9 protein-coding genes are annotated in these 9,488 nt (G+C 68.3%); 3 read left to right on the forward strand and 6 right to left on the reverse strand.

Annotation, left to right across the window (positions count from 1 at the left end; genetic code table 11):
• Positions 1 to 91: 91 nt before the first annotated feature.
• Together E6G06_12745 and cysD are read right to left on the reverse strand one after the other, a co-directional pair.
• A complete protein-coding gene (locus E6G06_12745; GenBank protein TML90406.1) occupies positions 92 to 1,348 on the reverse strand; it encodes a GTP-binding protein in 1,257 nt (418 codons plus the stop codon).
• Positions 1,348 to 2,259 (reverse strand): sulfate adenylyltransferase subunit CysD, encoded by a 912-nt coding sequence (gene cysD / locus E6G06_12750; protein ID TML90407.1) that lies wholly within the window; start codon positions 2,257 to 2,259, stop codon positions 1,348 to 1,350. The genes E6G06_12745 and cysD overlap by 1 nt, the downstream gene beginning before the upstream one ends.
• 348 nt (positions 2,260 to 2,607) lie before the next feature.
• On the opposite strand from cysD, the gene E6G06_12755 reads away from it, so the two are divergent.
• Together E6G06_12755 and E6G06_12760 are read left to right on the forward strand one after the other, a co-directional pair.
• Positions 2,608 to 3,660 (forward strand): alkaline phosphatase, encoded by a 1,053-nt coding sequence (locus E6G06_12755; protein TML90408.1) that lies wholly within the window; start codon positions 2,608 to 2,610, stop codon positions 3,658 to 3,660.
• Between the two features lie 224 nt (positions 3,661 to 3,884).
• Positions 3,885 to 4,793 carry a DUF1996 domain-containing protein gene (locus E6G06_12760; protein ID TML90409.1) on the forward strand — a complete coding sequence of 303 codons (909 nt, stop codon included), beginning with the start codon at positions 3,885 to 3,887 and terminating at the stop codon, positions 4,791 to 4,793.
• 13 nt (positions 4,794 to 4,806) lie between these two features.
• On the opposite strand, the gene E6G06_12765 is transcribed toward E6G06_12760, so the two are convergent.
• From E6G06_12765 to E6G06_12775, 3 genes are all read right to left on the reverse strand, one after another.
• Positions 4,807 to 5,913, reverse strand: coding sequence for an enoyl-CoA hydratase/isomerase family protein (locus E6G06_12765; GenBank protein TML90410.1), 1,107 nt, complete (start codon positions 5,911 to 5,913; stop codon positions 4,807 to 4,809).
• Between the two features lie 55 nt (positions 5,914 to 5,968).
• Positions 5,969 to 6,199 (reverse strand): hypothetical protein, encoded by a 231-nt coding sequence (locus E6G06_12770; GenBank protein TML90411.1) that lies wholly within the window; start codon positions 6,197 to 6,199, stop codon positions 5,969 to 5,971.
• 157 nt (positions 6,200 to 6,356) lie between these two features.
• Entirely contained in the window at positions 6,357 to 6,779 is a 423-nt protein-coding gene (locus E6G06_12775; GenBank protein TML90412.1) for a PepSY domain-containing protein, read from the reverse strand.
• A 214-nt stretch (positions 6,780 to 6,993) separates the two neighbouring features.
• Between E6G06_12775 and E6G06_12780 the strand changes: the two genes are divergently transcribed.
• Positions 6,994 to 7,800: a sulfite exporter TauE/SafE family protein gene (locus E6G06_12780; GenBank protein TML90413.1), complete on the forward strand. Its 807-nt coding sequence runs from the start codon at positions 6,994 to 6,996 to the stop codon at positions 7,798 to 7,800.
• A 77-nt stretch (positions 7,801 to 7,877) separates the two neighbouring features.
• On the opposite strand, the gene E6G06_12785 is transcribed toward E6G06_12780, so the two are convergent.
• A partial coding sequence (locus tag E6G06_12785) for a hypothetical protein (protein ID TML90414.1) occupies positions 7,878 to 9,488 on the reverse strand: 1,611 nt, incomplete at its 5' end.

Below are 9,488 nucleotides of genomic sequence, written 5' to 3' on the forward strand. Positions count from 1 at the left end.
GCTGGTTCACAGCTCGCCTTCGGCAGCCGGGTTCGGACTATACAAGAGGTGGTGGACGACAGCTAGAGCAAAACGGAACGTGGTCGGTCGATCAGCCGCTCGCGGTCAGGATCATCCCCGCCGCCAGCGTCTCGTGGGAAGCCTCGTCCACCAGGATGAAGCTGCCCGTCGAGCGGTTGCGACGGTAGTCGTCGTAGAGGAGCGGCACGGTGGTGCGCACCCTCACCCTCCCCAACTGGTTGAGGGTTAGCGAGGCGGGGTCCTCGTTGCGGTGCAAGGTGTTGACGTCGAGCTCGTAGATCAGGTCCTTCACGAGCGCCCGGCCCCATCGGGTCGTGTGCTTGATGGCGAGCTTCGCCCCCGCCCGAAGCGGCCGCTCGCTCATCCAGCAGATCATGGCGTCGATGTCCTGGCCCATCGAGGGCCGGTTGTGGACCCGGCAGATCATGTCGCCGCGCGATACGTCGATGTCGTCGGCCAGGGTGATCGTGACCGACATCGGCGGGAACGCCTCTTCCACGGGCCCGTCCTGGCTGTCGATCGATGCCACCGTGCTCGTGAAGCCCGAAGGGAGCACCACCACCTCGTCGCCCGGCTTGATCACCCCGCCGAGCACCTGACCGGCATAGCCCCGGTAGTCGTGGTGCGAGTTCGACATCGGACGGATCACGTACTGCACCGGGAAGCGCACGTCGATGAGGTTGCGGTCGGACGCGATGTGCACCTCTTCGAGGTGGTGCAACAGCGATGAGCCTTCGTACCAGTCCATGACCGTCGAGCGGTGCACGATGTTGTCGCCGTGCAGCGCCGACATCGGCACGAATGTGAGGTCGGGCACGTCGAGCTTCATCGCAAAGCTGCGGAAGTCCTCCTTGATCGACTCGAACACGTCTCGGTCGTAGTCGACGAGGTCCATCTTGTTGACGCACAGCACGAGATGGGGGATCCGCAGGAGCGACGCGATGAACGCATGGCGACGGCTCTGCTCGAGCACGCCCTTGCGAGCGTCGATCAGGATGAGCGCGAGGTCTGCCGTCGAGGCCCCCGTGACCATGTTGCGCGTGTACTGCACGTGGCCGGGCGTGTCGGCGATGATGAACTTGCGCTTCGGAGTGGCGAAGTAGCGGTAAGCGACGTCGATGGTGATGCCCTGCTCGCGCTCGGCTCGCAGCCCGTCGGTCAGCAGTGCCAGGTTCACGTACTCGTCGCCGCGCGCCAGGCTCACGCGCTCGACCGCCTCGTACTGGTCCTCGAAGATCTGCTTCGAGTCGTACAACAGCCGGCCGATGAGCGTGCTCTTGCCGTCGTCGACCGAGCCCGCCGTGGCAAAGCGCAGGAGCTCGCTCATCAGAAGTAGCCCTCGCGCTTGCGGTCCTCCATGGCGGCCTCGGAGAACTTGTCGTCGGCGCGGGTGGCACCCCGCTCCGTGATGCGGCTGGCGGCCACCTCGGCGATGACCTCCTCGACGGTGGCGGCGGTCGACTCGACCGCGCCGGTGCAGGTGGCGTCGCCGACCGTGCGGTAGCGCACGGTTGCCTCGTAGACATCGTCGGTCTCGGAGACCGTGAGGAAGGGGTTCACCGCCAGCAGCATGCCGTCGCGGCGGAAGACCTTGCGCCGGTGGGCGTAGTAGATCGACGGCAGCGGGAGGCCGACGTCGGCGATGTACTGCCAGATGTCGAGCTCGGTCCAGTTCGACAGAGGAAAGACCCGGATGTGCTCGCCCTGGTTGTGGCGACCGTTGTAGAGCGACCAGAGCTCGGGTCGTTGGTTCTTGGGATCCCACTGTCCGAACTCGTCGCGGAAGCTGAACACCCGCTCCTTGGCCCGGGCCTTCTCCTCGTCGCGCCGCGCGCCGCCGAACACGGCGTCGAAGCGGTGCTCCTCGATGGCGTCGAGCAGGGTCGTCGTCTGCAGGCGGTTGCGCGAAGGCGACGGCCCGCCGACGTCGACCACTCGACCCGCATCGATCGACGCCTGCACGGACGCAACGATGAGCCTCGCACCGAGCTCCTCCGCACACCGGTCGCGGAAGGCGATCACCTCGTCGAAGTTGTGGCCGGTGTCGACATGCATGATCGGGAAGGGCAGGCGCCCGGGCCAGAACGCCTTGACCGCCAGGCGCAGCATCACGCACGAGTCCTTGCCGCCGGAGAAGAGCAGCACCGGTCGTTCGAACTCGGCCGCGACCTCGCGGATGATGTGGATCGACTCGGCCTCGAGCGCCTTCAGGTGTGAGAGCTGGTACGTCGTCGTCATGTGTTCTCAGGGTAGAGGAGCCCATTGCGAAATGGCTGCGCCGGACCTCGATGCGGTCGTTGGGCGCGCGCCGACCGGTCTGTCGGGGACGAGGCGTCCAGCCACCCGTTCGAGATCGGATCCAGCTGCAACGACGGTCCCCCCTCCAGACGGCAGCAGCACGCCAGTGAACAGGTTCCCGGGCCGCGCGGTCAAGGGACAAAGGCCGCAGCGGGGCGTGCAAGCCCCAATCGGTCGCTCCACCGGTCGCCGACGACCACCAACTCTCGACATCAGGTTGACACCGAGACTTCCCGGCGCGGTGCGGAGGCTCCGAGATCGCGCCCCGACGGTAGGCTCCGACCGCACGTGAGGGGGCGGCGGACGGTGCCGGGAAGTGCGAAAAGTGGACGTGGGGGTGCTGGGGCGACGGCGACCAGGTCGCCGATCTCGACCTGGGCGCTCGTCGCATCGGTCTCGGTCCTGTCGCTGGTGGCGGCGCTCCTCTGGGTCGTCATCCCTCACGGCGACCCCGCCCCGACGGTGGTGAGCGATCGCGGAGCCGCGACGCGGTCGTACAGGGGTCCCGCTCGACTCATCGGAGCGGCAGGAGACATCGCGTGCGACCCGGCGAACCGCTTCTTCGGGAAAGACCCGGCGGCGGTCGGAAACTGCCATGCCGACGCCACTGCCGCGCTGTTGAAGCGCGCCGACGTCGACAGAGTCCTGGCTCTCGGCGACAACCAGTACGAGGCGGCAACGCTCGCCGACTACCGCGCCTCGTACGCCCGCTCGTGGGGAACCCTGAAGTCGATCACCTATCCGGTGGCGGGGAACCACGAGTACTACACGCGCGGCGCCGCCGCGTACTTCCAGTACTTCGGGCATGTCGCGGGAAAGCCCGGGCAGGGTTGGTACAGCTTCGACGTCGGTGCATGGCATCTCGTCGCGCTCAACTCCAACTGCAACGACGTGGGTTGCTTCGCAGGCTCGGACCAGGAGAGGTGGCTGCGCGACGACCTCGCTGCGCACGAGACCAAGTGCACGCTCGCCTTCTGGCACTCGCCTCTGTTCTCGTCGGGACCAGAAGCCGAGAACCGCTCGGTTCGGCCGCTGTGGAATGTGTTGTACGCGGCGGGGGTCGACGTCGTCCTCAACGGGCACAACCACAACTACGAGCGCTTCGCGCCACAGGACCCGGTGGGCCGGCTCGACGCGACGCGCGGCATCCGCGAGTTCGTGGTGGGAACGGGCGGCGACAACCTCCAGGGCTTCCCCAACGTGCATCCGAACAGCGAGGTGCGTATACGCGACACCTTTGGCGTCCTGCTCATGCGGCTCGAGACCAACGGCTATGAATGGCGCTTCACCCCCGAGCTCCCGAACGGCCCGACCGATGCCGGCAGCGCGGCGTGCCATTGAGGAGCGCCGGCCGCTCCGTCCGCCTCAGCGATTCTCAGCGAATCTGAGGCCCTTGCTGGTCAGTTCGATAGACCCCCTGCTTGACAATCCGCGCCCTCGGGGAAAAGGGTTGACGCAGCACTGGAGGGGGCTGTCCCAGGCTCGCGGTAGCACGTTTGGGTTGGTCGCGCGCCGAGGAACCTTCGCTTTCGGGCAGCCAAGATCTGCGAGCGAGGTGATCCTTCATGGGTCAGCGCGAGTCGACGTCCGCGTCTCGGCGCGACGACATTCTTCCCGATCGGCGGTTGCGCAGGCCGCGCGCGTGGCGCACGAAGCACTCGGTCGTTGCGCTGGTCATGATCCTCGTCGCGGGTGCTGCGGCCGGCTGCGACCGCGTGCTGGCCGCGACGAGCCCCGGGCAGTTCATCGTCCAGTGCCTCGGCCCCGTGCTCTCCAAACCCATCGATCCGATCACGCGTGCGGCGTCGCACAACCACGAGTTCTACGGGAGCCGGGCGATCAGCTTGACCGCGACGTACCAGGACCTGCGGGACGGCTCCTCGGCGTGCGCGACGCCCGCTCACTCGGGCGACGAGCCCGGCGACACCGCGTCGTACTGGGCGCCCACGCTCTACGTCTCGGGCAAACCTCTACCCGTGCCGAAATCGACCTTCTACTACACAGGCAGCAACAAGCCCCTTCCGTTGGCCACCTGGCCCGCGCATCTGAAGATCCTCGCGGGTGATTCGCACGCCACGTCACCCCAGCCGACCGAAGTCGTCTACTGGGGATGCGGAGCGGGGAGCAGCGTCAGCAGGACGAGCGCGCTGCCTCAGTGCCAGCCCGGCGACACGGGGCTCACCGCTCACGTGATGTTCCCTGATTGTTGGAACGGTCGAGACGTGACCAGCCCCGATCACAAGAGTCACATGGCCTACTCCAAGAAGGGGATCTGCCCCCCGGGCTATCCGGTGTCGCTCCCGCGGCTCATCGCCCGGTTCCAGTGGACGGATCGCTATCCGAGTCCTGCGACCGTGACCTTGTCCTCGGGATCGCCTTACACGATGCACGCCGACTTCTGGAACGCGTGGGACCAAGCTCGCCTGGTGCAGCTCGTCGACTATTGCATCAACGGCGGCCGGCACTGCACTTGAGCCGGCACTGCACCTAGGCGGACGCCTCCGAACGCGCCGCGACACGCTCGAGATGGCTGCGGATGACCGCCGCGGTCGTGGCGGACGCCCACACCTCGACCGTCGCCGGATCGAGGAGAGGCTGGTTCTGCTCGATCCGCCCGAGCGCCGGACCACGCATCTGGCGCTTGGCCATGCGATAGACCTCGGACCGCATGGCCGCGCGTGACCGCGCCACCTCGAGGGCCCGGCGCAGGACGACACCGTCGTCCACGACCTCGTGGGCAAGGCCGACCCGCACCGCGTCGTCGCCGGAGAAGAGCGCGCCTCCGAACACGACTTCCTCCGTATGGCGGCCGCACGCATGGGTGAGCACCTCGAGCGCGGCGACGGGGAACGGGACACCGACCTGGAGCTCGGACGCCCCGATGCGCCCGCCGCGGGCGAGCACGCGATGGTCGCAGGCCGCGGCGAGGATGCAGCCGCCGGCGATCGCGTAGCCGTTCACCGCGGCCACGACCGGCATGGGCAGGCTGAACAGCGAGACGAACGCGTCCGCCAGCGTGGGAAGGAACTGCTCGACGTAGGCCGCACCCCCATCGACGATCCGCCGCAGGTCCACACCCGCGGAGAAGCCACGCGCCGATCCCGTGAGCACGACGGCGCGAACATCGCTCGCTTCGCCGAGTTGACCGAAGTGGTCGACGAGTGCCTCGGTCAACTCGAGATCGAGCGCGTTCACCTTGCCGTGCGCAAGTCGGATGACGCGGACCCCCTCGTCGTCCTCCACCTCGATCACTCCTGCACCGTACCCGGCCGTGCTCGTCAGCCGGATCGGGTGTCGAGCGGGAGGCGAAGGGTGAAGCGCGCACCGCCGCCCTCCGCGTTGGCCGCGGTGGCGGTACCGCCGTGCTCGTGGGCGATGCCCGCGACGATGGAGAGCCCCAAACCCGTGCCCGCGCCGGCGCGTGCCCGATCGGCCTGCCAGAAGCGGTCGAACACGTGCTCGCCGCGCTTCTTCGTCGAGACCCCGCCCATGGTCGCGTCGACGTGGATGGCGATCGAGGGTTCGGGAAGGACGGTCGTCGTCATGCAGACGAGCTTCGGCCGGAAAGCTCAGAGCCGCCTCCGCGGGGCTCACCAAATCGGCTGGGAATGGCGCCCGACGCGTGCGCCCCTCGCGTGCGACGGTCGACTCAGGACGTCGACTGCGCGCCGTCGCCGGACGGCACGTCCGCACGGCGCCGGAGGTCCTCCGGGGTATCGCCGGTGCGACGCATCAGGTCACCGTCGGCGATGCGCCGCATCATGCCCCCGTGCACCTCCCACTGCGCGCCACAGGCAGCACAGTCGATGCGCAACCAGCCGCCGGGGAAGTAGGTGCCCTCGATCGACGCCTGGCAGTAGGGACACAGCTCGAACGTCATGTCCAGGTTGTCGGTCGGGTGTAGGTATGACCTTGAGCGGTTCGGTGGGGCTGGAGGCGAGCCCTCGGCCCGCGCCCCTGTCCCCTAGCCGCACGGGCCAGGTGCCCATTCCGGCGCCTGACCCGTGCGGTTTGATGCTCGGTGAGCGGTTGGACGCCTACCGTGGACCGTCCTCCATGCTCGTGACCTTGAAGTTGCTGTCGACCTTGACGGTCACCTGGGTACCGTCGGCCTTGGTCATGTGCGCCTCGTAGGGCGACCCCTCGGCGTCGTTCTCGACGCGCTGGACCGTCCCACCCGGTACCGCGGCCAGCGCCGCGGCCCTGACCTTGTCGGCGGTGTCGCCGGTGAGCAGCACCTCCGTGATGCCGTTGGCGACGTGGCCGCCCTTGGTCGGGTCGAAGTTGGCGGGCGGCTGCCCGCTGGGGGGTGCCGGCTGGGCGGTGGACCGTGCGGCGGTCGTCGACGTGGACGTCTGAGCGTTGGCTGTGCCGTTCAGCAGAGCCGCACCGATACCGCCGCCGAGCAGGGTGCACGCCGCGAGCGCGCCGCCTACGACGGCCTTGCGTGTTCGGTTCATGGTCTCCTCCCTCGTGCTGTCTCGTCCCGAGCTCTTCGGGACGAGACTCAGCATGCGGTCGCCGACTCCGCGGGGCCTTGGCAGATGCTTGGAAACGATCAGACTTGGCGACGGGCGTCGATCGCCGCCAGCTTCGCTGCTTTCCTTCCTTCTTGACCGGCTGACTGAAGAACGTGTTCACTGACGTGAAGCTGCCGTGCGGAGGGGGACCATCTTGCAGCTGGATCTGACGTTGGCGGGATTGGTGGGCGGCTTCGTCGTGGGGCTCACGGGCATGGGCGGCGGCGCGCTGATGACTCCGATGCTCGTGCTTCTGTTCCACATCGACCCGCTGGCCGCCGTGTCGAGCGACCTCGTGGTGTCGCTCGTGATGAAGCCCGTGGGCGCGAGTGTGCACATGCGGCGGGGCACCGTCCGCAAGGAGCTCTTGCGTTGGCTGATGCTGGGCTCGGTGCCGGCCGCGTTCTGTGGCGTGCTGGTGCTGCGGGCGCTCGGCGACGACGCCGGCAACCGCCTGAAGCTGTGGCTCGGGATCGCATTACTGGTAGCGGCCGCCTGCATCGTGGTGAAGGCGCGCCTCCAGCAGCGCTCCAGGGCCGAGCAGCGGGTGTTGGTCGCTGCCGGCGGCCCGCTCGAGGCGCCCGCGCCGCCGGCCCTGAACGTGCGACCGCTGCCTACGCTCGCCATCGGCGCCGTCGGCGGGCTCGTCGTAGGGATGACTTCGGTCGGCAGCGGCTCGCTCATCATCGTGGCGCTGATGCTGCTGTACCCCCGGCTGACGTCAGCGGAGTTGGTGGGCACCGACCTCGTGCAGGCGATCCCGCTCGTGGGCTCCGCCGCGCTGGGCCACCTGCTCTTCGGCGAGTTCCAGCTGGACGTGACAGCCGCGCTGCTGCTCGGCGGCATCCCTGGCATCTGGCTGGGCGCCCACGTCTCGTCTCAGGCTCCCGACCGAATCGTGAAGCCGGTGCTGTTCCTCGTGCTGATGGCGACGGGCCTGAAGCTGATCGGCGCCATCTGAGGCCCTCGTCCTTCTTGTCGTAGACAACCGTCGTCAGCACGGCTCACTACGACAAGAACGCGATCAGCTCGATGCCGTCATTGACCTGCGGTGGCGCGGAGCACGTCGACGTCGAAGCGAGGCGGCGGCACCTTCACCGCACGGTAGGACGCGTAGCTGCTCGCGAACTTCACGTCGAACACTGCCTGCCCGGACGCGTTGATCTCGGTGAAGACCGCGCCGTTGCTCACGGTCACGTAGCCCCAGCCGATGACGCTGTGCCTGTCGGGATAGCGCCGGAAGCTGCCCATGCAACAGCTGGGTGCGTTGTCCGGTGACGAGAACGAGAAGACCGGTTGCGCCGTCTTCGCCGCAAGATCGAGCGCGTATTCGATGCCGCGCGCGAAACCGCCTGCTTGCGCACTCCGGTTGTCGAACATGCTGATATGGTCGTTCGGCATGTACCGGGCATCGTGCTGCAGGACGGGGCCACCCGCAGGGTCGTTCTGGACGGCGATGATGTCGGCGCCGTCCTTGTTGACGGGCTTGCCGCCCATCTTCCACACGACCTTTCCGTCGGAGTGCCGGATCTCGAACACGGCGTTGAGGTGTCGGGCCGACACGAGCAGGTCGCCGGTGGGGCTTTCGTCGATCGAGTTGCAGTGATACACGTCGTAGACCGTCTCGCCGTTGATGGTCACCGCCGGCGCGATCGCCGATTCCGTCACCGGGTCGAGGTGGTCGCTCCCGGTCCACTGCCACACCAATCCGCCCTGCGCGTCGACGTCCTGCACGACGCAGTCCGCGATGGTCGAGTTCGGCCCGGGGGTGGGCGTCGCCTGCAGACCGGTCAGGTCGACGCCGCGCTTGAGCGGGTACGACAGCAGCAGGTGGTGGCCGTTCGGAAGCGCATACAACTCGTGCAGGTCGGTCGGCACTCCCACCGTGCTGATCGCGGTGGACTGTCCGTCGTCGAGGGAATACGCGTCGTAGTGCCAGTTCGGATCGGTGCCGAAGCCCCCCAGCGGCGTCGCCGACATGAAGGCAACCGAGTCGTGGCCGAGGGGGGTGACGTTGATCGCAGCCTGAGCTGCGCGCTTGTACCAGACGGGTGTGCCGCGTGCGTCGAGGATCATGGCGTACGAGCGGGTGCCTGAGGGACTGATGTTGTTGCCGATGAGGTACCAACCCGGGCTGGGCGCGCCCGCGGCCGGGTGGGGGGTGGCGGTGAGGGGCGGGAAGTCGCTGGGCAGGCAGCGCACCCAGTACCGGGCCGCGGCCCCGTTCGGGTCGGTCGCCTCCACCACCGCCGCCTGGTTCTCCTCCAGGTCCACCGTGGCGGTCTGGGAGGCGCTGGGCTCGGTGGTGGTCGGGGCGACGAGGGCGACGGTGCCCCCGGGCACCGCGCTCATGGTGAAGCTCACCGAGTTGGTTCCCGCCGCGCAGCGCAGCACGTAGTCGAAGGTGGAGGACGAGAACGCGGGACTCAGCGCGAGCGGTGAGGTGGACAGCGAGGCCAGGGGCTCCACCGGCGGCGCGTGCAGCGCCACCAGCGCGCCGGCAAGGGGCGCGTAGACCACGCCCTCGGCCACCGAGACGTTGGCCAGCCCCGCGCCGAACCCGCCGCTGCCCAGGTCCCAGCTCGCGAGCGGGCCGAGGTCGGTCTCGTCCCGGGCGATCAGCACGACGTGGTTGGCGGCGGCGACGAC

The sequence above is a fragment of the Actinomycetota bacterium genome, from assembly GCA_005888325.1.
Lineage (GTDB): Bacteria > Actinomycetota > Acidimicrobiia > Acidimicrobiales > AC-14 > AC-14.